At 75.1% G+C, this 24,849-nt stretch carries 24 protein-coding genes; 11 read left to right on the top strand and 13 right to left on the bottom strand.

Features of this window, described 5'->3' with window-relative positions; all coding sequences use genetic code 11:
• Positions 1-35: 35 nt before the first annotated feature.
• The 3 genes from GCE86_RS17250 to GCE86_RS32595 all read right to left on the bottom strand — a co-directional run bounded on the left by GCE86_RS17250 (position 36) and on the right by GCE86_RS32595 (position 4,616).
• Positions 36-1,034, bottom strand: a complete 999-nt coding sequence (locus GCE86_RS17250; RefSeq protein ID WP_154227919.1) for an aldo/keto reductase family protein — start codon at positions 1,032-1,034, stop codon at positions 36-38.
• Between the two features lie 71 nt (positions 1,035-1,105).
• Positions 1,106-1,906, bottom strand: coding sequence for a WG repeat-containing protein (locus GCE86_RS32600; RefSeq protein WP_239542955.1), 801 nt, complete (start codon positions 1,904-1,906; stop codon positions 1,106-1,108).
• 2,017 nt (positions 1,907-3,923) lie between these two features.
• Entirely contained in the window at positions 3,924-4,616 is a 693-nt protein-coding gene (locus GCE86_RS32595; protein ID WP_208818131.1) for a pentapeptide repeat-containing protein, read from the bottom strand.
• 2,053 nt (positions 4,617-6,669) lie between these two features.
• Between GCE86_RS32595 and GCE86_RS17235 the strand changes: the two genes are divergently transcribed.
• Genes GCE86_RS17235 through GCE86_RS17225 form a run of 3 tightly spaced genes read left to right on the top strand, consistent with a single transcriptional unit; the run spans position 6,670 to position 9,297 of the window.
• The gene (locus GCE86_RS17235; RefSeq protein WP_154227918.1) at positions 6,670-7,521 is read left to right on the top strand and encodes an ABC transporter permease; all 852 of its coding nucleotides are present in this window, start codon (positions 6,670-6,672) and stop codon (positions 7,519-7,521) included.
• Positions 7,514-8,332, top strand: coding sequence for an ABC transporter permease (locus GCE86_RS17230; RefSeq protein ID WP_244317003.1), 819 nt, complete (start codon positions 7,514-7,516; stop codon positions 8,330-8,332). Before GCE86_RS17235 ends, GCE86_RS17230 begins: the two co-directional genes overlap by 8 nt.
• On the top strand, positions 8,329-9,297 hold the full coding sequence (locus GCE86_RS17225) for an ABC transporter ATP-binding protein (RefSeq protein WP_154227917.1): 969 nt from the start codon (positions 8,329-8,331) through the stop codon (positions 9,295-9,297). The genes GCE86_RS17230 and GCE86_RS17225 overlap by 4 nt, the downstream gene beginning before the upstream one ends.
• 10 nt (positions 9,298-9,307) lie before the next feature.
• Here the strand turns inward: GCE86_RS17225 and GCE86_RS17220 are convergent, their stop codons facing one another.
• Positions 9,308-9,868 (bottom strand): helix-turn-helix domain-containing protein, encoded by a 561-nt coding sequence (locus GCE86_RS17220; protein WP_154227916.1) that lies wholly within the window; start codon positions 9,866-9,868, stop codon positions 9,308-9,310.
• A gap of 66 nt (positions 9,869-9,934) precedes the next feature.
• On the opposite strand from GCE86_RS17220, the gene GCE86_RS17215 reads away from it, so the two are divergent.
• Together GCE86_RS17215 and GCE86_RS17210 are read left to right on the top strand one after the other, a co-directional pair.
• Positions 9,935-10,750, top strand: a complete 816-nt coding sequence (locus GCE86_RS17215) for an AzlC family ABC transporter permease (RefSeq protein ID WP_154227915.1) — start codon at positions 9,935-9,937, stop codon at positions 10,748-10,750.
• Positions 10,744-11,052 carry an AzlD domain-containing protein gene (locus GCE86_RS17210; protein ID WP_154227914.1) on the top strand — a complete coding sequence of 103 codons (309 nt, stop codon included), beginning with the start codon at positions 10,744-10,746 and terminating at the stop codon, positions 11,050-11,052. The genes GCE86_RS17215 and GCE86_RS17210 overlap by 7 nt, the downstream gene beginning before the upstream one ends.
• Positions 11,053-11,146: 94 nt before the next feature.
• On the opposite strand, the gene GCE86_RS17205 is transcribed toward GCE86_RS17210, so the two are convergent.
• From GCE86_RS17205 to nadA, 3 genes are all read right to left on the bottom strand, one after another.
• Entirely contained in the window at positions 11,147-11,746 is a 600-nt protein-coding gene (locus GCE86_RS17205; protein WP_154227913.1) for a DUF3043 domain-containing protein, read from the bottom strand.
• A 115-nt stretch (positions 11,747-11,861) separates the two neighbouring features.
• Entirely contained in the window at positions 11,862-13,274 is a 1,413-nt protein-coding gene (gene murA, locus GCE86_RS17200) for a UDP-N-acetylglucosamine 1-carboxyvinyltransferase (RefSeq protein ID WP_239542928.1), read from the bottom strand.
• A gap of 157 nt (positions 13,275-13,431) precedes the next feature.
• Positions 13,432-14,607: a quinolinate synthase NadA gene (gene nadA, locus GCE86_RS17195; RefSeq protein WP_154227912.1), complete on the bottom strand. Its 1,176-nt coding sequence runs from the start codon at positions 14,605-14,607 to the stop codon at positions 13,432-13,434.
• Positions 14,608-14,651: 44 nt separating this feature from the next.
• On the opposite strand from nadA, the gene GCE86_RS17190 reads away from it, so the two are divergent.
• From GCE86_RS17190 to GCE86_RS17175, 4 genes are all read left to right on the top strand, one after another.
• Positions 14,652-15,812: a glycerate kinase family protein gene (locus GCE86_RS17190; protein WP_204342628.1), complete on the top strand. Its 1,161-nt coding sequence runs from the start codon at positions 14,652-14,654 to the stop codon at positions 15,810-15,812.
• Positions 15,813-15,978: 166 nt separating this feature from the next.
• Positions 15,979-16,347, top strand: coding sequence for an iron-sulfur cluster insertion protein ErpA (erpA, locus tag GCE86_RS17185; RefSeq protein ID WP_091268308.1), 369 nt, complete (start codon positions 15,979-15,981; stop codon positions 16,345-16,347).
• 213 nt (positions 16,348-16,560) lie between these two features.
• Positions 16,561-17,535: a carbohydrate kinase family protein gene (locus GCE86_RS17180; protein WP_154227910.1), complete on the top strand. Its 975-nt coding sequence runs from the start codon at positions 16,561-16,563 to the stop codon at positions 17,533-17,535.
• Positions 17,532-18,077: a P-loop nucleotide/nucleoside kinase family protein gene (locus GCE86_RS17175; protein ID WP_420846479.1), complete on the top strand. Its 546-nt coding sequence runs from the start codon at positions 17,532-17,534 to the stop codon at positions 18,075-18,077. The genes GCE86_RS17180 and GCE86_RS17175 overlap by 4 nt, the downstream gene beginning before the upstream one ends.
• A 10-nt stretch (positions 18,078-18,087) precedes the next feature.
• On the opposite strand, the gene GCE86_RS17170 is transcribed toward GCE86_RS17175, so the two are convergent.
• Positions 18,088-18,315: a sulfurtransferase TusA family protein gene (locus GCE86_RS17170; protein ID WP_154227909.1), complete on the bottom strand. Its 228-nt coding sequence runs from the start codon at positions 18,313-18,315 to the stop codon at positions 18,088-18,090.
• 55 nt (positions 18,316-18,370) lie between these two features.
• Positions 18,371-19,522, bottom strand: a complete 1,152-nt coding sequence (locus GCE86_RS17165; RefSeq protein ID WP_154227908.1) for a cysteine desulfurase family protein — start codon at positions 19,520-19,522, stop codon at positions 18,371-18,373.
• Between the two features lie 171 nt (positions 19,523-19,693).
• On the opposite strand from GCE86_RS17165, the gene ctaC reads away from it, so the two are divergent.
• Both ctaC and GCE86_RS17155 read left to right on the top strand, forming a co-directional pair.
• Positions 19,694-20,665, top strand: coding sequence for an aa3-type cytochrome oxidase subunit II (gene ctaC / locus GCE86_RS17160; RefSeq protein ID WP_154227907.1), 972 nt, complete (start codon positions 19,694-19,696; stop codon positions 20,663-20,665).
• A gap of 10 nt (positions 20,666-20,675) precedes the next feature.
• A complete protein-coding gene (locus tag GCE86_RS17155; RefSeq protein ID WP_154227906.1) occupies positions 20,676-21,101 on the top strand; it encodes a cytochrome c oxidase subunit 4 in 426 nt (141 codons plus the stop codon).
• Positions 21,102-21,677: 576 nt separating this feature from the next.
• Here GCE86_RS17155 and GCE86_RS17150 read toward each other — a convergent pair.
• From GCE86_RS17150 to GCE86_RS17135, 4 genes are all read right to left on the bottom strand, one after another.
• Positions 21,678-21,887, bottom strand: coding sequence for a hypothetical protein (locus GCE86_RS17150; protein ID WP_154227905.1), 210 nt, complete (start codon positions 21,885-21,887; stop codon positions 21,678-21,680).
• Between the two features lie 119 nt (positions 21,888-22,006).
• A complete protein-coding gene (gene trpD / locus GCE86_RS17145; RefSeq protein ID WP_154227904.1) occupies positions 22,007-23,053 on the bottom strand; it encodes an anthranilate phosphoribosyltransferase in 1,047 nt (348 codons plus the stop codon).
• Between the two features lie 243 nt (positions 23,054-23,296).
• Positions 23,297-23,695, bottom strand: coding sequence for a response regulator (locus GCE86_RS17140; RefSeq protein ID WP_154227903.1), 399 nt, complete (start codon positions 23,693-23,695; stop codon positions 23,297-23,299).
• Between the two features lie 144 nt (positions 23,696-23,839).
• Positions 23,840-24,793 (bottom strand): cytochrome c oxidase assembly protein, encoded by a 954-nt coding sequence (locus GCE86_RS17135; protein ID WP_154227902.1) that lies wholly within the window; start codon positions 24,791-24,793, stop codon positions 23,840-23,842.
• Positions 24,794-24,849: the final 56 nt, after the last annotated feature.

Here is a 24,849-nt window from a genome sequence, read left to right as displayed (position 1 = left end):
GCCGGCGCGGAGGCCGCGCCGGCCCGGGGAGAGCGTCACGGGCGCTGCGCCGGGCTCTCGGTCTTGGCCGGGTCCCGCTCGGTGATCGGCTCGACGATCTCGTCGATGGCCTTGAGCAGGTCGGCGTCGAGCTTCACGCCCGCCGCCTTCACGTTGTCGTGCACCTGCTCCGGCCGGGACGCCCCGATGATCGCCGAGGACACGTTCGGGTTCTGCAGCACCCACGCGATGGCGAGCTGCGGCATGGTGAGCCCGGCCTGCTCGGCCAGGGGCTTGAGCCGCTGCACCCGGGTGAGCACCTCGTCGGTCATGAACCGGGCGATGAACCCGGCGCCCGACTTCTCGTCGGTGGCGCGGGAACCGGCCGGCGGCGGCTGGCCCGGCAGGTACTTGCCGGAGAGCACGCCCTGGGCCATGGGCGACCAGACGATCTGGCCGACACCCAGCTCCTCGCTGGTGGGGATGACCTCGGCCTCGATGACCCGCCACAGCATCGAGTACTGCGGCTGGTTCGAGACGAGCGGGATCCGCAGCTCACGGGCGAGCGCGTGCGCCTCGCGGATCTGCGACGCCTTCCACTCGGAGACGCCGATGTAGTGCGCCTTGCCGGAGTGCACGATGTCGGCGAACGCCTCCATCGTCTCCTCCAGCGGGGTGCTGTAGTCGTAACGGTGGGCCTGGTAGAGGTCGACGTGGTCGGTCTGCAGGCGGCGCAGCGAGCCGTTGATCGACTCCATGATGTGCTTGCGGGACAGGCCCCGGTCGTTGCGGCCCGGCCCGGTCGGCCAGAACACCTTGGTGAAGATCTCCAGCCCCTCGCGCCGCTCGCCCTTGAGCGCGCGGCCGAGCACCTCCTCGGCCTTCGTGCCGGCGTAGACGTCGGCGGTGTCGAAGGTGGTGATGCCGGTGTCCAGGGCGGCCCGCACGCAGGCGGTCGCCGCCTCCTCCTCGACCTGCGACCCGTGGGTGATCCAGTTGCCGTACGAGATCTCGCTGACCAGCAGGCCCGAGCGGCCTAGGTGTCGGAATTCCATGCCCCGACCCTAGCCCTGCCCGATCATGGTCACCGCGCGGCGCGGCGGGGGTGTGACGCTCCCGGCGATCGTCAGAGCACCGGGCTGGTGTCGGCGAGCAGCCGGTCGATCTCCGCGACCACCGCGGCCCGGCCCGGGTGCACCGGGTCGATGAGCGGGTCGCCCCGCCGGTCCAGCGCACCCCAGCGGCCCGACTCGTCGCTGACCAGGAACGCCACGGGGTGCACCACCAGCACCGGGTACGCCGGCGTGACCAGCGCCCGGCCCGTCCGGTCCACCACACCCCGGCGACCGGCCAGCTCCACCACGGCCAGGCCGTCCTCGGTGAAGCCGTCCACCTGCCGGCCGTCGGCCAGCGTCGTGGCGAGGCCGTGGTACCGGGTCGGCACCACCACCTGGCCGGTCCGGTCCACCGCGCCCCAACCGCCGTTCTGCCGGACCGCCGCGAGGCCACCCCGGAACGGCCGGACGTCCTCGTAGCCCGGCGGGATCTTCACGATGTTGGTCGGGTCGACCGCCATCCACCGGCCCTTGCCGTCCATCGACACCCAGGCCAGCCCCTCGGAGAACGAACCCACCGCCCGGTAGCCGTTGTTCGCCTCGATGAGCGCCGCGCCGGTCGTGTCGATGAGCGCCCAGCGGGACGCCTCCGGGCGGCGTACCCACGCCAGGCCCTCGTGGAAGGGCTGCACCTCGGCGTACCGGTGCGCGATCACCAGCTCGCCCTCGGCGTCCGCGTACCCCCAGAGCTCCTGCTCCTCGTCGAACGTCGGCACCGGGTGCGGGTCGCCGCCCAGCAGCGCCTCCCGGCTGCGCGGCTTGGGCCCGAACCCGCCGACCGCGGCCCGCTCGGCCACCGCGTCCAGCGCCATCGTCGTCCGCGCGTTCAGCTCCCCGTCCGTACCCTGGCGCAGGTCCAGCGCCCGCTCGAAGTGCAGGCACGCCTCGGTCAGCCGGCCCTGGTCGTAGCAGGACCGGCCGGCGTGCTCGTGCAGCACCGCGCGCAGCCGGTCGGGCAGCTCCGGCGAGTTGGCCTGCGCGAAGAGCCGGTCCGCCTCCGCGTGCTCACCCCGCCAGCGCAGCACCTCGGCCAGCCGCGCGCGGGCCAGCGAGGTCCGCCGCAACTCACCCGTGGCCTCCGCGTACGTGAGGGCGAGCCGCGCGTCGGCCAGGGCGTCGTCCAGCTCGCCGAGGACCCGGGACGCCACCGAGCGCAGGCTGAGCAGCCGGGCCCGGCTGCGGTTGTCCACCGCGCTGCCGAGCTTGGCGGTGAGACCGTCCCGGATCTCGCGCAGCGCCACGGGATCGGGGGCCTCCTCGCGGAGGGTCTCCGGGTCCAACCGCCAGCGGACGGCGGCCAGGGCCTGCTCCGGATCGGCCGGACGGGCCTCACGCTGCTCGTCGCCCGCCTCGTCATCCGCCTCATCGCCGGCTTGATGATCGGCGGCTCGGCTGCCGGCCTCCTGGCTGCCGGCTTCTTGGCCGCCGGCTTCTTGGTGGTCGGCGGCTTGGTTGCTGGCCTCCTGGCTGCCGGCCCTCTGGTGGTCGGCCGTGTCCTGGTCGGCGTCCTGGGGGTCGGCCGCTGCGTGGCCGGCCGCATCCTGGGCCGTCTCGCGGTCGGCCGCATCCTGGCCGGCTGTCTCGGTGTCGGCCGTTTCCGCCTCGGGCGGTCCGGCTGCGGGCGTGAGTGGTGTGGCCTCGGTCCAGGTGGGCGGTGCGGGTTCGTCCGGCGTGGCGGGCGGTACGGGACGTGGCTGGTCGGTGGGGGTGGTCCGCTCCTGCCGGGCCGCCTCGTGCGACGGGGCGGCTGGCGCGACGGCGTCCTGCGGTGCGGCGGTGTTGTGCGGCGTGGCCGTTGGTGCGGCGGTGTCGTGCGACATTGCCGCCGGTGTGGCGGGTTCCCGCGCCGGTGCCGGCTGGTCCGGTACCTCGGCCTGCTCGGGTGCGCGCGGCGCCGGAGTGACGGCGGACTGCGCGGCGTCCCGGGCGGCCTCGGCCGGTACGTCGGCCCCGGTCGGCGGGTGGGGCGTCGGCGCGGCCGGGGCGTCCTCAGTGGCCGGCTGCGCGGGTGCGGTCGCCTCGGTGGACTGCGCGGGTGTGTCGGCGGCCGGCTCCGGCACGTCGGTGGCCGGCTCCGGTGGGCCGGAGACGGGCCGGACGTCGGGTGCCCGGCCGGTGGAGCCCGAGTCGACCGGGGCCGGCGGGGCGGGTACGGGCGAACGCGTCACCCCCGGCTCCGCCTGGGCTCGGACGTCGAGGGCAGGGGCGGGCCGCGCCCCATCCGATGCGGTGGCCTCGGGTCGGGGCGCCACCTGAGCCGCGGCCGGGTCCACCGTCGGCCGGGCCACTCCCGCGTCGGATTCCGGGATCCCGGCCGGGGCGGCGGATGCCGGAGCGGACCCCTCCGTCGACGCGGCCGGCGGCTCGTTCGAGCCGAACCAGGCGTCCGCGTCACCGGCCGCCGGTTCGGCCGACCGGGCCGACGCCGGGTCCTCCGGACGGTCGGTGACCTCGCTGAGCCCACCCTGCCCGCCGTCGGCGGCAGGCGCGGAGATCCGATCGCCCCCGTCCGGCAGACCCGGGCCGGCCGGCTTGGTGACGTGGTCATCGCCCGCCGGTCGGGCGGGCGCGGCGGGACCTGCGGTGCTGTCTGGCCGGTTGCCCTCGGCGGGCGCGGCCGGCCGGTGCTCCGGCGGCACGACCCCAGCGCCGGGGTAGGCCGGTGGGGCGGGACGGGCCGGTACGGCCGCTGCGGGCGCCGCGACAGGTCCGGCCTGCGGTGGCGGCGCGGCCCGGGGGCGGTCCACCGTCGGCGGCTGGGCGGGATAGGCGGGCGGGGGCGCGACCGGTCCCGCCGGTCGGCTGAAACGGTCGCCCGGCTCCGGTCGGTCACCCGCGCCGGTGGGCCGACCCGGAACGGGCGTGCCGGAGTTGGGCGCACCAGAGGCGGGTACGCCGGGCACGGGCGCGCCGGAGGTCGGAGCGGCCGAGACGGGCGCCTCGGAGAGCGGTTGGCCGGACACGGCCGCGCCGGAGACCGGCCGCCCGGGCACGGGCGCGCCGAAGGCCGGCGGTGCGGAAGCGGGTGCCCCCGACACGGGCATGCCGGAGACGGCAGCACCCGACACCGGCGCGCCCGATGCCGGAGCACCGGACGCGGGAGCATCCGACACCGGCGCGCCCGATACCGGCGCATCCGGCGCGACCCCCTGACGAATCTCGTCCGGACGTGCCGGCTGACGTCGCTCGTCCACGCGCCCCGGCTGACCCAGCTCGTCCGGCCGCGCAGGCTGACGCCGCTCCTCGGGCTGCGGCGGCGGCACGGGCCGCTGGCGGGCGTCGTCGGGGCGCGGCGGAGGCGGCGTCACCGGCCGGTCCTGCCGGTCCCCGGGGCGGGCCGGGGCGGCCGGTACGGCGGCCTCGCGCCCCTGGTCCGGTCGTGTGCCGGGCTGGGGCTGCTGCCGGGCCTCGTCGGCGCGCACCGGCCGGTCCCGAAGCTCGTCCGGGCGGGTACCCGCGGCCGGCTCGACCGGAGGCCGCCAGCCGTCGCCCGGCCGGGGGTCGCCCGGACGCCCCTGCCACCCGTTGGTCTGTGGCGGGAACTGCGGGCGGTGCGGCCCGACCGGCGCGGTCGCCTCGGGCCGGGGCCCGATGGACTCCGGTCGAGGTCCGACCGACTCGGGCCGGGGCACGACCGGCTCAGCGCGGGGGGCGACCGGCTCGGGACGGGGAGTGGCCGCCTCGGGCCGGGGCCGCACGGACTCCGGCCGGGGGCTGACCGACTCGGGGCGCGGACCGCCGACCTCGGGGCGGGGGCGGGCCGACTCCGGCCGTGGGCCGGCCACCTCCGGCCGTGGGGCGCGCGACTCGGGGCGGGGACCGTCGTGGCGGGCCGCCTCGTCCGCCGGCTGCGGGCGGGGACGAGCCGCCTCGGGCCGCCCGACGACCTCCGGCCGCGGTCCGACTACCTCCGGCCGCGGGATGTCCGAGCCGGGGCGGTGACCGCCGTACCGGGCCGCCTCGTCCATCGGGCGGGCGTCCGGGCCGGGCCGGTCGAGCGACGGACGGTGCCGCTCGTCGGGCCGGTACGCGGCCGGCTCGGTACGCGGTCGCCGCTCGACGACCGGCCATTCCCCGTGCTGCGGGCGGGCGCGGTCAACCGGCGGGCGCTGACCATCCCGGCGCTCCTCGGGCCGGAACGCGGCGGGACGCGACTCGCCGTACCCGCCCGGCTCGACCCGGTACGGCTCGACCGGCCGGCGTCCGGCCTCGGGCCCCTCCCGGTACGTCTCGGCCCGCGCGGCCGCCTCCCGGCGCGGCGTTCCGTCGTATCCCCGCTCCGGCTCCCGGCGCGGCGGTCCGTCGAACCCGCGACCCTGCTCGCCCCGCGGTGGTCCGTCGTAGCCCCGGCCCGGCTCGCCGCGCGGCGGCCCGTCGAACCGTGGGCCGGCGGGCTGGCGGAACTCCTGGTTCCGCGGGTCCGGGCGGGCTGCACCGGCGTCACGGCGGCCGGCCAGTCCCTGGTCGGCGGGGACGTCCGGGTCGCGTCGCGCCGACGGACGCCCGGTGTCGGCCTCCCGCCGACCGGTCCGCCCGTCGAAGGCGGCCACGCGTTCGGCGTCGAACCGTGCCTCCCGGCGATCGTCGAAGGCCGGCTCGTGCCGGCCGTCGAACGCCCGGTCGCGCCGCCCGTCGAACGCCGGCTCGCGCCGGTCCGCAGGGCCGCCCGGTGGCGGGTTGGTGCGGCCGTCCGCCGGGCCGCGGTGCTGCTCCGGCCGGCCCGGCCGCGGGGCGCGGTGCGGGTACTCGTCCGGCTCCGGCATCCAGCCGGGCTCGGGAGCGGGGGAGACCGGCCGGTGCGGCGCCGTGCCGCGCACCGGCTCCGGGCGTACCCACCGCTGGTCGAACCGGTCGTCCGGCGCGCCGCGCCGGGGACCGTCCTCGGGCCGCCGCCCGTCCCCGCCCGGCCGCGCGCCACGCCGGCCGTCGAGGTCTCCCGGTCCGGCGGGGCTGACCGGGTACGCGCCGCGCCGCCGGTCCAGGTCGTCGGGTGCGGCGGGGCTGACGGGGTACGCGCCGCGCCGCCGGTCCAGGTCGTCGGGTCCGGCGGGGTAGGTGCCACGCCGCCGGTCCGGGTCGCCGGGGCCCGCGGGGCTGACGGGGTGGCTGCCGCGCCGCCGGTCCAGGCCGTCGGGCCCCGCAGGGCTGACGGGGTACGCGCCGCGCCGTCGATCCACGTCGTCCGGCCCGGCCGGGCTGACCGGGTACGCGTCCTCGCTCGCCGGCGCCGGGCTGACCGGGTGCACCTCGGCCCGGCCGACCACGGCCCGGCCGCGCGGCGCCGGCGGGGTCAGGTGCTCGAGGCCGATGTCGCCCGGATAGCGCTGACCCGGGAACTGCGGATGCCACTCGTGGGTGGGTTCGGCCGCCCAGGACGGTTCGGCCGGCTCGCGCCAGCGGTCCCAGCCGCTCATCGGGAGACCCTGTCGCCGCCCGCGCGGCGCGGCCCCGGGGCCGGCTCGCGTCGCTCGCTCACGGCGATGTCACCTCGTTGGAAATTGTCGCGCTGGGCAACCGTCGCGCCGGTAGAGTCGGCCGGTCCAGCACGTCGTGGCTGCGGAAGGAGGGTAGCGGCGTGGGCTCAGTCACCGCCACTGTGGCACCGCCCACGGATCCAAACGTTACCCGATGGTTTCGGACATTCGGCGCGATAGCCGCCTCCGGTTTCCGGCGCCACGCCACCTACCGGCAGGCCGCCGTGGCCGGCGTCGTGACCAACACCGTCTTCGGCTTTCTGCGCTGTTACATCTTCCTCGCGGTGGCCGGCGCGGCCGGTACGGTGGCGGGCTACGACCGGGCCCAGCTCGGCACCTTCGTCTGGGCCGGGCAGGGGCTGCTCGCGGTGATCGCGATCTGGGGCTGGACCGAGCTGGCCGACCGGATCCGGACCGGTGAGGTCGCCGCCGACCTGCTCCGCCCGGTGCACCCGGTCACCAGCTACCTCGCGACCGACCTGGGCCGGGCCGGGTTCGCGGCGCTGGCCCGGCTGCTGCCGCCGGTGGTGATCGGCCCGTTCTTCTTCGAGGTCTATCTGCCCCGGCACTGGGCCACCCTGCCGCTCTTCGGGCTGTCCGTGCTGCTCGCCGTGGTGGTCTGCTTCGGCTGCCGCTACCTGGTCAACGCCAGCGCGTACTGGCTGCAGGACGTCCGTGGGCCGATGATCCTCTGGACGCTGGGCTCCGGCGTGCTGGCCGGCCTCTACTTCCCGCTCGGCTTCCTCCCGGGCTGGCTGGAGGCCACGCTGCGGTACGCCACCCCGTTCCCCAGCGTGCTGCAGGTCCCGCTCGACGTGCTGGTCGAGCGGGAACCGATGCCGACCGAGGTCGGCCTCGTCGGGCTCCAGGTCGGCTGGGCGGTGCTGCTGCTGGCGCTCTGCCGGCTGGTGCAGCGCCGGGCCGAGCATCGGCTGGTGGTGCAGGGTGGCTGAGCCCGGCGCGCCCGGGGCGCTGCGGGCGTACCGGGCGCTGCTCGGGGCGCAGGCGCGGTCGCAGGCGGCGTACCGGACCTCGTTCGTCGTGGACCTGGTGGGGAACATGGGCGCCACCGTCTTCGACGTGCTGACCGTGCTGGTGCTGTTCGGCGTCACCCGGGAGCTGGGCGGGTTCACGCTCCGCGAGACGCTGGTGGTCGTCGGCCTCTCGTCGTCCGCGTTCGCCACCGCCGACCTGCTGGTCGGCAACATCGAGCGGCTGCCCCGGTACGTCCGTACCGGCCTCTTCGACGCCGTGCTGGTCCGGCCGCTGGCCGCGCTGCCCCAGTTGCTGCTCATGGACCTGCCGCTGCGCAAGGTCTCCCGGGCGGTCTTCGGGCTGGCCGTGCTCGTGTTCGCGCTCGCCTCGGCCGGCATCGACTGGACGCCGGGCCGGGTCGCGCTGGCGCTGGTCGCCCCGCCGGCCGCCGTGGTCTTCTTCGCCGCGGTCTTCGTCACCACGGCGACGGTGTCGTTCTACTGGATCGACTCGGGAGAGCTGGCGAACTCGGTCACCTACGGCGGGCGCGACTTCACCTCGTACCCGGTCACCGTCTACGGCGGCTGGTTCCGCGCGCTGTTCGCGTACGGGATGGGTTTCGCCTTCGTCAGCTACCACCCGGCGCTGGCGCTGCTGGGCCGGGCCGACCCGCTGGGCCTGCCGGGCTGGGTGGGCTGGGCCTCGCCGGGCGTGGCGCTGGTCGCCGCGGGGGTCGCCGCCCTGGCCTGGCGCGTGGGGATCCGCCACTACCGGAGTACGGGGTCATGAGCGTCATCGAGATGGACGGGCTGCGCAAGGAGTTCACCGTGCGGGTGAAGGCCGGGCGGCTGCGCCGGGAGAAGCGGACGGTCACCGCGGTCGACGGGGTGGACCTGCGGGTGGAGCGGGGCGAGATGCTCGGCTACATCGGCCCGAACGGCGCCGGCAAGTCGACCACGTTGAAGATGCTCACCGGCGTGCTGATGCCCTCGGCGGGACACGCCCGGGTCTGCGGGCTGCGGCCGGTGGCCGACCGGACCCGGCTGGCGCTGCGCATCGGCGTGGTCTTCGGGCAGCGCTCGCAGCTCTGGTGGGACCTGCCGCTGCGGGACTCGTTCGCGCTGCTGCGGCACGTCTACCGGGTGCCGCCGGGCGAGCACGCGGCCCGGCTGGCCCGCTGCCGGAGCCTGCTCGACCTGGACGAGTTCCTGGACACCCCGGTCCGGCAGCTCTCCCTGGGCCAGCGGATGCGGGGCGAGCTGACCGCCGCCCTGCTGCACGGACCCGAGGTGCTCTTCCTGGACGAGCCGACCATCGGGCTGGACGTGGTCAGCAAGCAGGCGGTCCGCGGCTTCCTGGCGGAGCTGGGCCGGGCCGGCGACACCACCCTGGTGCTCACCACCCACGACCTGGCCGACATCGAGCGGCTCTGCCGGCGGCTGGTGGTCATCGACCACGGGCGGGTGGTGCACGACGGGTCGATCGCCGAGCTGCACAACCGGTACGGCTCCCGCCGGATGGTCGTCGCCGAGCTGGACGCCGCGCTGCCCGCGCCGCCGGTGCTGCCGGGCGCGCCCGTGCAGCGGGTCGAGGCGGACGGGCGCCGGCTGGTCTTCGCGCTGGAGTCGGCGAGCGTCGCCGAGGTGGTGGCCGGGCTGGCCGGCCTGGCCACGCTGCGGGACATCTCGATCGTGGAGCCGGACATCGAGGAGGTCGTGGCCCGGCTCTACCGCGCCCCGGCCGAGGTGGGCTGAGCGTCCGCCCTCACGGGTGCTCCATCACGAGCACGGCGAAGGTGCCGGGGGCCAGTGCCTCGTACCGGTGCGGGGTGTCGCCGGGGAACGTGGCGTAGTCGCCCGGTCCCAGCTCGACCGGGTCGGTCTCGGGACCGACGCGCATCCGGCCGGCCGCGACCACGACGTGCTCGACGCTGCGCGGGGTGTGTGCCTCGGCGAGCCGTACGGCCCCGGGTTCCAGCTCCATGACGTAGACGTCGCGCCGGGTGTGCGGGGCGCCGGCGGCGAGCAGGGTGGCCGAGAAGTCCGCGTGCTCGGAGCGGATCCGCGGCCCCTCGCCGGCCCGGACCACCCGCACGGTGGCGACGGGCGGTTCGACCAGGCGGCTGAACGGCACGCCGAGCGCCACCCCGAGGGCCCAGAGGGTCTCCACGCTGGGATTGCCGGCCCCGGACTCCAGCTGGGACAGGGTCGACTTGGCGATGCCGGCGCGGCGGGCCAGCTCGGTCAGCGACAGGCCCGTCCGGTCACGCTCGCGCCGCAGGGCGGCCGCGATGGTGGCGAGCGGGGGAGCGGGGTCGATGGCCATTGTTCGCTCCAGTGGTCTGTTTGTTCGGTTTGACGAACACAGGTGTTCGTGTTCAGGATAATGGACATGCGTACGGCATATCGAACGGGCGACGGCCGGATTCTCCGGGACGTCGCGGCCATCGGCGCGGCGATGGTCGCCGTGGGCGCCTCGTTCGGCGCCGTGGCGGTGGCCGCCGGCCTGCCCGCCTGGGCGACCCTGACCATGTCGCTGCTGCTCTACGCGGGCGGGGCCCAGTTCATGGCCGTGGGCCTGATCGCGGCCGGCAGCCCCCTCGCCGCGGTCCTCGCCGGGCTGCTGCTCAACGCCCGGCACCTGCCGTTCGGCCTGGCCCTCGGCGGCGCCCTGGGCGTCCGGCGGTGGCAGCGACTGCTCGGCAGCCACCTGATGACCGACGAGGCGACCGCGTTCGCGCTGGCCCGTCCGGCCGGCCCGGGGCGGCGGCGGGCGTTCTGGCTCGCCGCGGTGCTGCTCTTCCTTGCCTGGAACACCGGTACCGCCCTCGGCGTGCTGGCCGGCGGCGCCGTCGGCGATCCGGGCGCCCTGGGGCTCGACGCCGCCTTCCCGGCCGGGCTGGCCGCCCTGCTCCTGCCCAGCCTGCGCGACCGGGAGACCCGCCGGGTGGCGCTCACCGGCGCCGCGCTGGCCGTGCTGGCCACCCCGTTGCTGCCGGCCGGGCTGCCGGTGCTGCTCGCGCTCGCCGCGCTGGTCCTGCCCCTGCTGGCCCGCCGCCGGCCGGCCGCCGCACCGGACGATCGCGTGGCCACCCCCGCCGATCCTGGCGCCGCACCGGACGGTCCGGTCGGCGGGCGGACGGGCGGCGCTGGGCCGGCGGGCGGCGACGAGGCGCGGGTCGTGCGGGCCGGGGAGGCGTCATGCTGATCGCGGTGATCCTCGCCCTGGCCGCCGGCACCTACGGCTTCCGCGTCGCCGGGGTGCTGCTGCGCGACCGGCTGGAACTGCCCGAGTGGTCCCGCCACCTGCTGCCGGTGGCCGCCGCGGCGCTGCTGGCCGCGCTCGCCGCCACCGCGGCGCTGACCGAGGCCGGCGGCTTCGCCGGCTACGCCCGGCCCACCGGGGTGCTGGTCGGCCTGGTGCTCGCCTGGCGCCGCGCGCCCTTCGTGCTGGTCGTGGTCGCCGCGGCGGGCACCACGGCGCTGCTGCGCCTGCTCGGGGTGGCCTGACGACGGCGCCGGCCCCTCCCCGCCGGGGCGGGAAGGGGCCGGCGCCAGGTCGCGGCTCGGCGTCAGACGCGCCCAGCGGTCCGGGCGAGCCCGGTCAGACCTTGTCGCCGATGTTGACCCGCGGCGCCGGGGCACGCATCTTGCGGAACGTGATCGACCGCATGATCGCGTAGAAGTAGAGCGAGCCGAGCCGCTCGGTGCTCTTCGGGAAGCGCTCGCGGACCAGCTTCTTGATCTTCCGCGCGATCAGCACCGAGTCGATCACGACGCCGAGCGCCAGCGCGCCCCACAGCACGTTCGACAGCAGCCGGACGATCGGCGGCATGGCCTGGTTGGAGCCGAGCAGCACGATCAGCGCCCCGCCGAAGAACCAGGTGCCCACCGTGCGCCGGGAGTCGACCACGTTGCGCGCCAGCAGCCGCTCGGGCCCCCGGTCGCGGGGGCCGCCCTCGCGCCGGAACTCGGCCGCCGACTCGGCGCGCGCCGCGCGGCGCTGCTCGCGGGCCTCCTCCTTGGTCAGCGGCTTCGCCGGCCCCGCGGGCCGCCGGCCGGCGGCCGGGCGCTTCGGGGTCTCACGCCCCTTGGCGGGCGTGTAGCCCCGGGCGCGGACAGCGGCGGACGCCTCGTCGGTCGTCACCGGGGTGACGGACTCCTCGACGAGGTCGGTGGGCTTACGGCGAAACAGCGACGGCACGCGGCAAGGGTAGCCAAACAGCCGCGCCCGGTGCACATCGCGGTGCACCGGGCGCGGAAGCAGCGGTGTGACGTGGGACGCGCCGAGCTGGGGCGGTCGACGCGAACGTCTGCCGTCAGGGGCGCTCGACGTGCGCGCCCAGGTCGGCGAGCTTGGCCTCGAAGTCCTCGTAGCCCCGGTTGATCAGGTCGACGCCGTAGACCCGGGAGGTGCCCTCGGCGGCCAGCGCCGCGATGAGGTGGCTGAAGCCGGCGCGCAGGTCCGGGATCACCAGGTCGGCCGCGTGCAGCTTGCTCGGGCCGGCGATCACGGCGGAGTGCTTGAAGTTGCGCCGGCCGAAGCGGCACGGCGTGCCGCCCAGGCAGTCCCGGTAGACCTGGATGTTGGCGCCCATCGAGTTCAGCGCCTCGGTGTAGCCGAGCCGCTGCTCGTAGACCGTCTCGTGGACGATCGACAGGCCGCGGGCCTGGGTGAGCGCCACCACGAGCGGCTGCTGCCAGTCGGTCATGAACCCCGGGTGCACGTCGGTCTCCAGCGCCACCGCGTTCAACTCACCGCCCGGGTGCCAGAACCGGATGCCGCCCTCCTGGCCCGGCCGTCCGCCGCGCGGCGGGCGGAGGTCGGTCACCTCGTACTCGCCGCCGACCGAGCGGAAGATGTTCAGGAAGGTCATCATGTCGGCCTGCTGGGCGCCGAGGACCTCGACGTGACCCCGGGTGGCCAGCGCGGCCGCCGCCCAGCTCGCCGCCTCGATCCGGTCCGGGATCGGCCGGTGGGTGTAGCCGCTGAGCCGCTTCACACCCTGGATCTCGATCACCCGGTCGGTGTGGACCTTGATGATCGCACCCATCTTCTGCAGCACGCAGATGAGGTCGATGATCTCGGGTTCGACGGCCGCGTTGCGCAGCTCCGTGACGCCCTCGGCCATCACGGCGGTGAGCAGCACCTGCTCGGTGGCGCCGACGCTCGGGTACGGCAGGGCGAACTTGGTGCCGTGGAGCCCGTTCGGCGCCGAGAGGTGCAGGCCCTCCGGGGTCTTGTCCACGGTCGCGCCGAACTCGCGCAGCGCCTGGAGGTGGAAGTCGATGGGGCGCGGACCGATGTGGCAGCCGCCCAGGTCGGGGATGAAGGCGTGACCGAGCCGGTGCAGCAGCGGGCCGCAGAACAGGATCGGGATGCGGCTGGAACCGGCGTGCACGTTGATCTGGTCGGTGCTGGCGCTCTCGACGTTGGACGGGTCGAAGACCAGCTCGCCGTCCTCCTCGCCGTCGCTGACCTTGACGCCGTGCAGGCCGAGCAGCCCGCGGACGACCTCCACGTCGCGGATCCGCGGCACGTCGAACAGCCGGCTGGGGGTGTCGCCCAGCAGGGCGGCGACCATCGCCTTGGACACGAGGTTCTTCGCGCCGCGGACGCGGATCCGCCCTTCGAGCGGAGTGCCTCCGTGTACGACCAGGACGTCGTCGGTCAACGCAACCTCCAGCGCGTTGGTGCTGCCGTGTAGATGAGTCAGGTGCACGATCTGCATCGCTACCCGAATGGCGGCCCGGTCAAAACGGTCCGCGTGCATCGTCGCCCCGGCAGCATAGCCCTCCGTGACGAGAATGGAATCGGTCACATCACCAGCGAGGGCACGAACCGGGGATTCCGGTGCGTTTCCGTACCAGTGACGTGACCGAGGGTGATCAGGCGCCCGGGAGGGCGAGCATCTGGTCCAGCGCGGCCCGCGCGTGCCGGGCGGTGTCCGGGTCCACGGTGATCTGGTTGACCACGCGGCCCGCCACCAGCTCTTCGAGCGCCCAGACCAGGTGCGGCAGGTCGATCCGGTTCATCGTCGAGCAGTAGCAGACCGCCCGGTCGAGGAACATGATCTGCTTGTCCGGGTGGGCCAGCGCCAGCCGGCGGACCAGGTTCAGCTCGGTGCCGACCGCCCACGCCGAGCCGGCCGGGGCCGCTTCGATGGTCTTGATGATGTACTCGGTCGAGCCCACCTGGTCGGCGGCCGTGACGACCTCGTGCCGGCACTCCGGGTGAACCAGCACGTTGACCCCCGGCACCCGCTCGCGCACGTCGTTGACGCTGTCGAGCGTGAAGCGGCCGTGCACCGAGCAGTGCCCCCGCCACAGGATCATCTTGGCGTCCCGCAGCTGCTCCGGGGTCAGGCCGCCGTTCGGCTTGTGCGGGTCGTAGAGCACGCAGTCGTCCAGCGAGAAGCCCATCTCCAGGACGGCGGTGTTACGGCCCAGGTGCTGGTCGGGGAGGAAGAGCACCTTCTGCCCCTGCTCGAACGCCCAGTCCAGGGCCCGCTTCGCGTTGGACGAGGTGCAGACCACGCCGCCGTGCCGGCCGACGAAGCCCTTGATGTCCGCCGAGGAGTTCATGTAGGTCACCGGGACCGTGTCGGCGGCGACGCCCAGCTCGGTGAGCACGTCCCAGGCGGTCTCGACCTGCGACAGGACCGCCATGTCGGCCATCGAGCAGCCGGCGGCGAGGTCGGGCAGGATCACCTTCTGGCGGTCCGAGGTGAGGATGTCGGCGCTCTCGGCCATGAAGTGCACGCCGCAGAAGACGATGTACTCCGCGTCGGGGCGCGCCGCCGCCTCCCGGGCCAGCTTGAACGAGTCGCCCGTCACGTCGGCGAACTGGATCACCTCGTCGCGCTGGTAGTGGTGGCCCAGCACGAAGACCTTCGTGCCGAGCGCGGCCTTCGCCGCGGCCGCCCGGGCCACCAGGTCCGGGTCGCTCGGCGCGGGGAGGTCACCCGGACACTCCACGCCACGCTCGGTGGCGGGGTCGCTGCCGCGGCCGAGAAGCAGCAGCGCAGTGGCGGTGTTGGAGGGCTCAACCCAGGTCGAAGTCACGTCCCCCATGGTCCCACAGCCGGGCGGCCGCGCGGCCGCCACGGATGTGGCCTGCCACACTGCTCGGCATGCGCGTGCTGCTCTGCCCGGACAAGTTCGCCGGCACGCTGCCGGCCCAGGAGGTGGCCGCCGCGGTGGCCGAGGGCTGGCGGGAGGTCGCCCCCGCCGACGAGCTGCTGCTCCGGCCGCTGGCCGACGGTGGCCCCGGCTTCGTGGCCGTGCTCGCCGAGGCGCTCGGCGGCCGGCTGCTGCCGGTGCCGACCGTCGACCCCCTCGGCCGGCCGGCGGCCGGTGAGATCCTGCTCACCGACGACGGCGTGGCCTACCTCGAGAGCGCCCAGGCGTGCGGGCTGCACCTGCTCACCCCCGCGGAGCGGGACCCGAAGGCGACCACCTCCTACGGGCTCGGCCTGCTGGTCGCGGCCGCGGTCGAGGCCGGCGCCCGGACCGTGGTGGTCGGCCTGGGCGGCTCGGCCACCAACGACGGCGGCGCCGGCCTGCTCACCCCGCTCGGGGTGACCGCGCTGGACGAGGCCGGCCGGGCCCTGCCGTACGGCGGGGCGGCCCTCGCCGCGGTGGACGCGCTGGACGGCGCGCCCCGGCTCCGCGGCGTGCCGCTGGTCGCCGCCACCGACGTCGACAACCCGCTGCTCGGGCTGCACGGCGCCAGCAACGTGTACGGCCCCCAGAAGGGCGCCACCCGCGCGGACGTGCTGCTGCTCGACGCCGCGCTGGAACGCTGGGCGGGGCTGCTGGAGAGGGCTCTGCCGGGCTGTCCGGCCGGGCTCGGCGCGCTGCCCGGCGGCGGCGCGGCCGGCGGCCTCGGCGCCGCGATCCTCGCGCTCGGCGGCCGGTGCGAGTCCGGCATCGGCCTGGTCACCCGGGCGATCGGCCTGGACGCCGCGCTGGACGCCGCCGACCTGGTGATCACCGGTGAGGGTTCCTTCGACCACCAGTCGCTGCGCGGCAAGGTGGTCGCCGGCGTGGCCGGGGCGGCCCGGGACCGGGGGGTGCCCTGCGTGGTGCTGGCCGGGCGGGTGAGCACCGGGCGGCGGGAGGCCGCCGCGGCCGGCGTGACCGAGGCGCACAGCCTGGTCGAGCACTTCGGCGGCGAGGAGCGCGGGGGAGTGGAGGCGGCGATGGCCCGCCCGGCCGAGGGGCTGCGCGCGCTCGGCTCCCGCCTGGCCCGCCAGTGGAGCCGCTGAGCCCGCCCTGGCCTGCGGGGCGGCTCACCCGCCGCGGCTCGTGCCACCGGAGGTGCCACCCGGCCGGGCGGCGTACGATCGGAACTGGACCACACCGGGAATCATTGGCGGACGCGCGGCGTTGGCCAGTGCGTCCGGACCTTATACCGCGCAGGGAGACTTCCACGTGACCACGCCAGCGCAGACCGAGTCGACCGAGGCCAAGGCCCCCAGCACCGTCGTCCTCACCGACGTCGCGGCGCAGAAGGTCAAGGCCCTGATCGAGCAGGAGGGCCGTGACGACCTGCGGCTCCGGGTCGCCGTGCAGCCGGGCGGCTGCTCCGGCCTGCGGTACCAGCTGTTCTTCGACGAGCGGTCGCTCGACGGCGACATCGTCTCCGACTTCGGCGGTGTCGAGGTCGTCGTCGACCGGATGAGCGCCCCCTACCTGGCCGGCGCCACCATCGACTTCGCCGACCGGATCGACGCCCAGGGCTTCACCATCGACAACCCGAACGCCGGCAACTCCTGCGCCTGCGGCGACTCGTTCAGCTGAGCCGACGCCGGCCCGCCGGGGCCGACGACGCCTGCCGTGACGGCGGGACCATCCCTCACGGGCTGGTCCCGCCGTTTTTTTCGTGCCGGAGGCGGGTCCGGGCGGTGACGTCCGGATGTGCGGGGGACGACCGGTTGTCCACCGACCCCCGACCGGCCGGCCGGGGCGACCGGTAGGCTGACCCGCGCCGTGCTCCCGACCGCGAGGGTTGACATGAAGATCGCCGTGACCGGCTCGATCGCGACCGACCACCTGATGAGCTTCCCCGGCCGGTTCGCCGACCAGCTCATCGCCGACCAGCTGGACAAGGTCTCGCTGTCCTTCCTCGTCGACGAGCTGGTGCTCCGGCGCGGCGGCACCGCCGCGAACATCGCCTTCGGCATGGCCCAGCTCGGCCTGCGCCCGGTGCTGCTCGGCGCGGTCGGCGCGGACTTCGCCGACTACCGGTCCTGGCTGGAGCGGCACGGCGTCGACTGCGACTCGGTGCACGTGAGCGAGATCGCCCACACGGCCCGCTTCGTCTGCACCACCGACACGGACATGTGCCAGATCGCCTCGTTCTACGCGGGCGCCATGAGCGAGGCCCGCAACATCGAGCTGGCCCCGGTGGCCCAGCGGCTCGGCGGTCTCGACCTGGTGCTGGTCAGCGCGAACGACCCGGCCGCGATGATCCGCCACTCCGCCGAGTGCCGGGAGCGCGGCTACGCCTTCGTGGCCGACCCGTCGCAGCAGCTCGCCCGGATGGACGGCGCGGACGTGCTCGGCCTCGTCGACGGCGCCGACTACCTCATGACCAACGAGTACGAGAAGTCGCTGCTGCAGAGCAAGGCCGGGCTGACCGACGCCCAGCTGCTGGACCGGGTGAAGATCCGGGTCACCACGCTCGGCAAGCAGGGTGTGGAGATCGCCGGGCGGGACGTCGGCACCATCCACGTGCCGATCGCCCGGGAGATCCAGGCGGTCGACCCGACCGGCGTCGGCGACGGCTTCCGGGCCGGCTTCTTCGCCGCCCTCAACTGGGGCGTCAGCCTGGAGCGGGCCGCCCAGGTCGGTTGCCTGCTCGCCACGCTGGTGCTGGAGAACTTCGGCGGCCAGGAGTACGAGGTCCGCCGGGACCTGTTCGTCAAGCGGCTCGCCGAGTCGTACGGCGACGCGGCCGCCGAGGACGTCCGGCCGCACCTGCTGTGACCGCCCCGCGGCCGGCGGTGGACCCGCACGCCCGCTCCGGCGCCGGCGAGCCCATGCTGGTGGCCTTCGCGGGGCTGCCCGGCGTGGGCAAGACCACCCTCGCCCTCCGGGTCGGCGCCGCGCTGCGCGCCCCCGTCCTGCCGGTCGACCCCGTGGAGCAGGCCCTCGGCCGCTACGGCCTGGTCGGCGACGTGCCCGGGATGGCCGCCTACGGCGCGGTCGCCGGGCTGGCCGAGGTGCAGCTCGGGCTCGGGCTCAGCGTGGTGGTCGACGCCGTGAACCCGGTGGCCAGCGCCCGGGGCCTCTGGCACGACCTGGCCGAACGGGCCGGCGTGCCGCTGCGGGTCGTCGAGGTGCACTGCGGCGACGAGGCGGAGCACCGCCGGCGGGTCGAGGCCCGGCAGCCCGACCAGCACCACCCCACCTGGGAGCAGACGCTGCTGCGCCGCGCCGAGTACGAGCCGCTCATCGGCCCCCGCCTCGTGGTGGACACGGCCCTCGACACCGACCCGATGCCGGGGATCCTCGCCTACCTCCGCTGAGCCCGCCCGGTCAGTGGCTGCGGCGCACGTCGTAGCCGGGCCCGTCCGGATGGGCGGCCACGAACTCCTGGCCGCGCATCCGGCACCAGGCCGGGATGTCCACGGCCGCGGCGGGGTCGTCCGCGAGCACCCGCACCACCGCGCCGACCGGCAGCTCGGGCAGCCGCCGGGCGAGATTGATCACAGGCAGCGGACAGCGCTGCCCCCGGCAGTCGAGCACCTCGTCCGGCTCGCTCACCGGCTTCTCTCCGTTCGCGACCGCGGGGCTCGCAGGAGCGGCTCACTCCTCGCGCTCACAGGCCAGTCACCCCTGCCTCGGCCCGTAGGTCCGCGACGATCCCGGGCAGCTCGGCCAGGAACCGGTCGACGTCCGCCTCGGTGGTCTCCCGGTGCAGCGACACCCGCACGTTGCCGTGCGACAGCACCCCCATGGCCTCCAGCACGTGCGACGGCCGCAGCGTCGAGGAGGTGCACGACGAGCCGGAGGAGACCGCGAAGGCCCGCCGGTCCAGGGCGTGCAGCAGCGCCTCGCCGTCCACGTACAGGCAGGAGAAGGTGACCAGGTGGGGGAGCCGGTCCACCGGGTCGCCGACCACCTCCACGTCCGGCACCTCGGCCGCCACCCGGGCCCGGATCCGGTCGACCAGCGGCCCCAGCCGGGCCGCCTCGGCCGCCGCGTCCGCCGCCGCCGCGCGCAGGCTCGCCGCCGCCGCCACCACCGCCGGCAGGTTCACCACCCCCGGGGTACGCCCCGACTCCCGCTCGTCGGCCGGGAACGGCGACTCCCAGCGGGTGCCCTTGCGCACCACCAGCAGCCCCACGCCGGGCGGCCCGCCCCACTTGTGCGCGCTGGCGCTCAGCACCGACCAGCCGGCCGGCAGCGGCGCCCGCCCCGCGAGCTGCGCGGCGTCGACGTACAGCGGGACCCCCGCCTCGGCGCACAGCTCCGCCGCCGCGGGCACCGGCTGCACCGTGCCCACCTCGTGACTCGCCCCGATGAGGGCGGCCAGGGCCACCCCGGGGGCGGCCACCGCCGCCGCCCAGGCGTCCAGGTCCACCCGGCCGAGCCGGTCCACGGGTACGCCCACCGCGTCACCGCCGCCGGCCACGTGCCGCTCCGCGGCGTGCAGCACCGCCGAGTGCTCGATCGCCGAGTGCACCAGGGCCGCCCCCGCCCGGCGGCGCCCGGACAGGCCACCGAGCACGGCGGCGTGCGCTGCCGCCGTACCGCTGGGGGTGAAGGAGAGCTCGTCGGCGCGGACGCCGAGGGTCTGCGCGGCGGCCTCGCGGGCGGCGTCGAGGAGCTGGCGGGCCCGGCGGGCCTGGCCGTAGAGCCGGGCCGGGTCGGCCCAACCGTCGTCCAGCGCGGCCAGCAACGCCTGCCGCGCGACCGGGTGCAGCGGGGCGGCGGTGGCCGCGTCCAGGTAGACCGGGTTTGCGCTCACGAAGGTCGACGCTATCGCGCCGGTACGCCCAAGATCTCCCCGATGGGGGCGGACAGTGACCCCAAGACGGTCAGGCCCGCCATGGTCGAGTAATCTGCGACCGTCGGTGACGCCTTTGCCGTCGGTGTCGAGCGAAACAATCACCGCGGCGCGCTAGGGAGGCAGGACCAGGTGGTCGCAAGGAGTTCGGAGGTACGGCCGTCGGCCGTACGGCACAGCGCTTCCTCGGGGGCCGGCGGAGGCCGGCGGCGTGGTGCTGGTCGACTCGCCGGGCTCGGTCTCGGTGGGGCCGCGCTGCTGGTTCTGCTCACGGGCTGCGACGTCGGCAAGACGTTCGGCGGCTTCGGGTGGCCGCAGGGCGGCATCACGCCCGAGTCGCACCGGATGTACGACCTGTGGATCGCGTCCTGCATCGCCGCCCTCGCGGTCGGCGTGTTCGTGTGGGGCCTGATCTTCTGGTGCGTGATCCGCTACCGGAAGCGCGGCAACTCGCTGCCGGTGCAGACCCGCTACAACCTGCCGATGGAGTTCCTCTACACCATCGCGCCGATCCTCGTGGTCTCCGTGCTCTTCTACTACACCGCGGTGGTGCAGACCGACGTGGTGAAGGAGTCGAAGAACCCCGACGTCACCGTCGAGGTCGTCGCCTTCAAGTGGAACTGGCAGTTCAACTACCGCGACGGCCAGGGCCGCGACGCCAACACCGTCGCCTCGGTGCTGGGCACCAGCGAGGTCATCCCGGTGCTGGTCCTGCCGAGCGGCAAGTCGATCCGGTTCGAGGAGCAGAGCCGCGACGTCATCCACTCCTTCTGGGTGCCGGAGCTGCTGTTCAAGCGCGACGTCATGCCGGGCAACATCCGCAACACCTTCGAGGTCTCCAGCATCGACGAGGAGGGCTCGTTCGTCGGTCGCTGCGCCGAGCTGTGCGGCAGCTACCACGCCTTCATGAACTTCGAGCTGCGGGTCGTCTCCTTCGACAAGTACCAGCGGTTCCTGGACGCGAAGAAGGCCGGGAAGTCGACCCAGGAGGCGCTCTCGGCGATCGGCGAGAACCCGTACGCCACCGAGACCGTGCCGTTCAAGACGCGGCGCAACACCGCCAACTTCAACCCGTCCGACGCGACGGCCGGCGCGGGAAGCTGAGGGGCTTGGCATGAAGACCGAGTGGAAGATCTTCCTCACCATCGCGGCGTTCCTCTTCGGCGTGGCGATCCTCTACGGCGCGTGGACGTACGGCGACGGCGGCCGGGTCGAGTGGATCGGCACCGTGGCGCTGCTGCTCTCCTTCCTGCTCTGCTCCATGTGCGGCGGCTTCTTCTGGTTCGTCTCGCGCCGCATCGACCTGCGCCCCGAGGACCGGCCGGACGGCGAGATCGCCGACGGCGCGGGCGAGATCGGCTTCTTCAGCCCGGGCAGCTACTGGCCGTTCGGCCTGGCCCTGGCCGCCGCGATCGCCGGTCTCGGGCTGGTCTTCTGGCAGTTCTGGCTGATCGGCCTGGGCATGGTGGCGGTCGTCTTCGCCGCCTGCGGCCTGCTCTTCGAGTACTACTCCGGCACCCGGCGCACCGCCGAGCACTGACCCGAACCATCCAGCGGAAAGGCCCGCGCCCCCTCCGGGGCGCGGGCCTTTCCGCTTCACGCACCGCCTGCGTCGTCGCCCGTCGCCGTTGCCCCATCGCTGTTGATCATGAGGTTAGCGGTGCGGTTCGCCCGCTTTGTCGCGGCTAACCTCATGATCGCCGGGGACGGTGGGGGATCTTGGACAGTTGCTGTTCGAGGCGAACGGTAAGTGTCCAAGATCGGATCGGTGGGCCGCCTGTGCGCTGCGTGAGCGGCAGGGGATTGGTGAGGCGGAGGGTTTGTCAACGGCGGCCCACACGCCGCCGGTGGGCAGTTCCTCGCTGCGGATGCTGCACCCGGACCACCCCGACGCCAGCCGAGCGGGCCCGGCCCAAGGCGAGCGTCGAGTGTGGCGGGTCGGCGGCCGAGGGCCTCGCGGATGCGCGTGGCGCCTGGTGGCGGTGGCGGTGGCGGTGCTCCGGCTGGCCCGACCGGCCCGCGAGGAGGGCGGGGGGCTGCGCTCGTCGGCCGGCGGGTCAGGTGGCGCGCGGCTGTCGCAGGGAGGGCGGGAGGCCGCGCACGGCGGCCGGGCGGGTCAGGCGGCGCGGCGGTGGGGTGGGCGGGTGGTGCCGCGGCGGCGGCCCAGGCGCGGGGCGCGGAAGGCGAAGGTGGCGATGAGCACGGCCGCGCCGCAGCCGGTGCAGACCAGCTCCGGGCAGTCGGCGCCGTGCCCGTCGGCGCAGGGAGGCGCCTCGAACAGCACGACGCCCTCGCAGGTGTCGCAGTAGAGCTCGCGGTCCGACACGGGCGTCTCCTCTCGTTCCGGTGCCCGCCGGACGGCGACCACGCCACCGGCGGAAAACGGAAAATTACTCCCGTGTAGTTTGGCACGCCCGTCCGACAGAAACCGGACGGCACCCGGCCTCAGAGGCGGCCGGCCACCTCGAGCCAGCGCTCCAGGGCGCCCGCCGCGGCACCCGAGTCGATCGACTCGGTCGCCCGGACCAGGCCGGCGCGCAGCGCCTCGTGCAGGTCGCCGTCGAGCGGGCCCTGGGTGGCCAGCGCGACCGCGGCGTTCACCAGGACCGCGTCCCGGACCGGGCCGGTCTCGCCGGCCAGCAGCCGGCGGACGACACCGGCGTTGTACGCCGCGTCACCGCCCCGCAGGTCGGCCAGGGTGGCCCGGGGTACCCCGAGCTCCGTCGCGTCCAGCAGGGCCTCTCTCACGACGCCCTGCTGCGCCACCCAGACGCGGGTCGGGGCGCCGGTGCTGAACTCGTCCAGCCCGTCCTCGCCGCGCATCACGACGACCGAGTCGCCCCGGGCCGCGAAGACGGCCGCCATCACGGGTGCCATCCGCGGGTCGAAGCAGCCCACCGCGCCGGCCCGCGGGCGGGCCGGGTTGGTCAGCGGGCCGAGGAAGTTGAACGCGGTGGGCACGCCGATCTCGCGGCGGACCGGGCCGGTGTGCCGCATCCCGGGGTGGAACCGGGCGGCGAAGCAGAAGCCGATGCCGGCCTCGGTCACGCAGCGCGCCACCTGCTCCGGGTCGAGGTCCAGCGGTACGCCCAGGTACTCCAGCACGTCGGCGGTGCCGCACGAGGAGGAGGCGGCCCGGTTGCCGTGCTTGACGACGCGGACACCGGCGCCGGCGACCACCAGCGCGGCCATCGTCGAGATGTTCACGGTGTGGGCGAGGTCGCCGCCCGTGCCGACCACGTCGAGCGCCGAGGCCCGGACCTCCTCGGGCAGCGCCACCGGGACCGCCCGGGTCAGCATCGCCTCGACGAGGCCGCCCAGCTCGGCCGGCGTCTCGCCCTTGGTGCGCAGCGCCACGGCGAAGCCGGCGATCTGGGCCGGGGTGGCCGAGCCGGCCATGATCTCGCCCATCGCCCAGGCGGTGTCGGCGGTGGAGAGTTCCTCGCCGCGCAGCAGCGCGTTGAGCAGCAGCGGCCAGGTCCGTTCGCCCATGGCGGGCCTCCCGAGCGGGCGTGAGAGCGGGTGTGGCGGCCGTCGTCCGGTCCGCGGTGCCGCGGGCGGCGCGGGCGGCGCGGGGACCGGATCGTGGCCGGCGGCCGTCGTCCGTGCCGGCGGCGCGCCTGCCGAATTATGGCCGAGACCGGCGCCACGGCCGCATCGACGTGGCACCGGGACGAGGGCTCCGGGTCCCGGCGCGACATCCGACGCGCCGGGCTGGAGTCTTCGCGGGGTGGCTCAGGCGGCGGCGTGGGTGCGCCGCAGCAGCTCGGCGACGGTGGTGCCGGCGGTCACCGGGTCGAGCGGGTGGGTCAGCGTGGCGTCGACCTCGGCGTACGCGGCCAGCCAGCGGTCAGCGGCGCGGGCCAGCACCACGCAGGTCGGCGGGGCGTCGTCGCGGTCGTCCTTGATCTGGCGGGCGATGCCGATGCCGCCACCGGGGCTCGCCTCGCCGTCGAGCAGGAGCAGGTCGATCTCGTAGTCGTCGACCAGCCGGACGCACCCGGCGTAGTCGTCGGCCTCGACGAACTCGATCTCGATCCCGGGGGCGGGCCGGGTGCCGACGGCGAGTCGCATCCGGTCACGGACCTTCGGGTCGTCGCTGTAGAGCAGGACGGTGCAAAGACGATCGCTCATCGTGACGTGGCTCCCACTTCGTAGCTGCCCGCTGATCGTAGCGGGCGTCACATCCAGCCGGTCGCCCCGCCCTGGCGTACCCGCGACGGCTCGAGGTCGCGGCGCGGCGTCAGACGCGCCGAGCTCGAGTCGTCGTGGCCGGGGTCAGGCGCTCGCCTCCGCGGCGCGCTGGCGGGCCTCCTGGCGGTCGAGCTCGCGGTCCAGCCGGCGGGCCTCGCGCTCGGACTGCTTGATCCACTGGACGACCAGCACGGCCAGCATGGTGACGCTCACGAACTCGCCGCCGGCCCACAGCACGCCGCCGGCCACCACCTGGTCGTTCCACGGGTCGGACCAGCTCAGGTGCAGCGACGGGTACCAGTCGCCGCCGAGCAGCGTGGTGCTCTGCATGATGGTGAGCCCGAGCACCGTGTGGAACGGCACGGAGAGCAGCATGAGCAGCGCCCGGGCCGGGTACGGCCAGCGCCCGGGCAGCGGGTCCAGGCCGAGCAGCGGCCAGAAGAACACGCAGCCGGTCATGATGAAGTGCGCGTGCACGAGTTCGTGCGCCCACTCGTGCCGGAGGGTGATCTCGTAGAGGCCGGTGAAGTAGAGGGCGAACGGGTTGACCACGAAGATGGCGAACGCCACCAGCGGGAAGCTGTAGACGCGGGCGACCCGGCTGTGCACGATGGCCAGCAGCCGCTTGCGCGGGCGCACCGGCAGCGTGCGCAGGGCGAGCGTCACCGGCGCGCCGAGCGCCAGGAAGATCGGCGCGATCATGGACAGCACCATGTGCTGGATCATGTGCACCGACAGCAGGGCCGTGTCGTAGGCGCCCAGCCCGCTGACCGTGACGACGGCGATGCCGCCCAGGCCCGGGAAGAGGAAGCAGACGGTACGCACGACGGGCCAGCGGTCGCCGCGCAGCCGCAGCCGGTAGACGCCGTAGAGGTAGAGGCCGGCGGCGAGCACCAGGCCGAGGGTGAGCCAGCTGTCCAGCCGGGTCTCGGTCAGGACCCGGGCCACGGTGAACGGCGGCGGGACGGCCTCGCCCCCCGCCGCGAGTGTCGCCGGGGCCACCGAGGTGGCGGCGAAGATCGGATCGACGTGCAGCACGCTTTTCAGGGTAGGTCAGGCGAAGCGGACGACCCCGATCGGGCCACTGATGGCAC

This window comes from Micromonospora terminaliae (assembly GCF_009671205.1).
GTDB classification, from domain to species: Bacteria; Actinomycetota; Actinomycetes; order Mycobacteriales; family Micromonosporaceae; genus Micromonospora; species Micromonospora terminaliae.
This window is presented reverse-complemented; position numbering and strand designations above follow the sequence as displayed.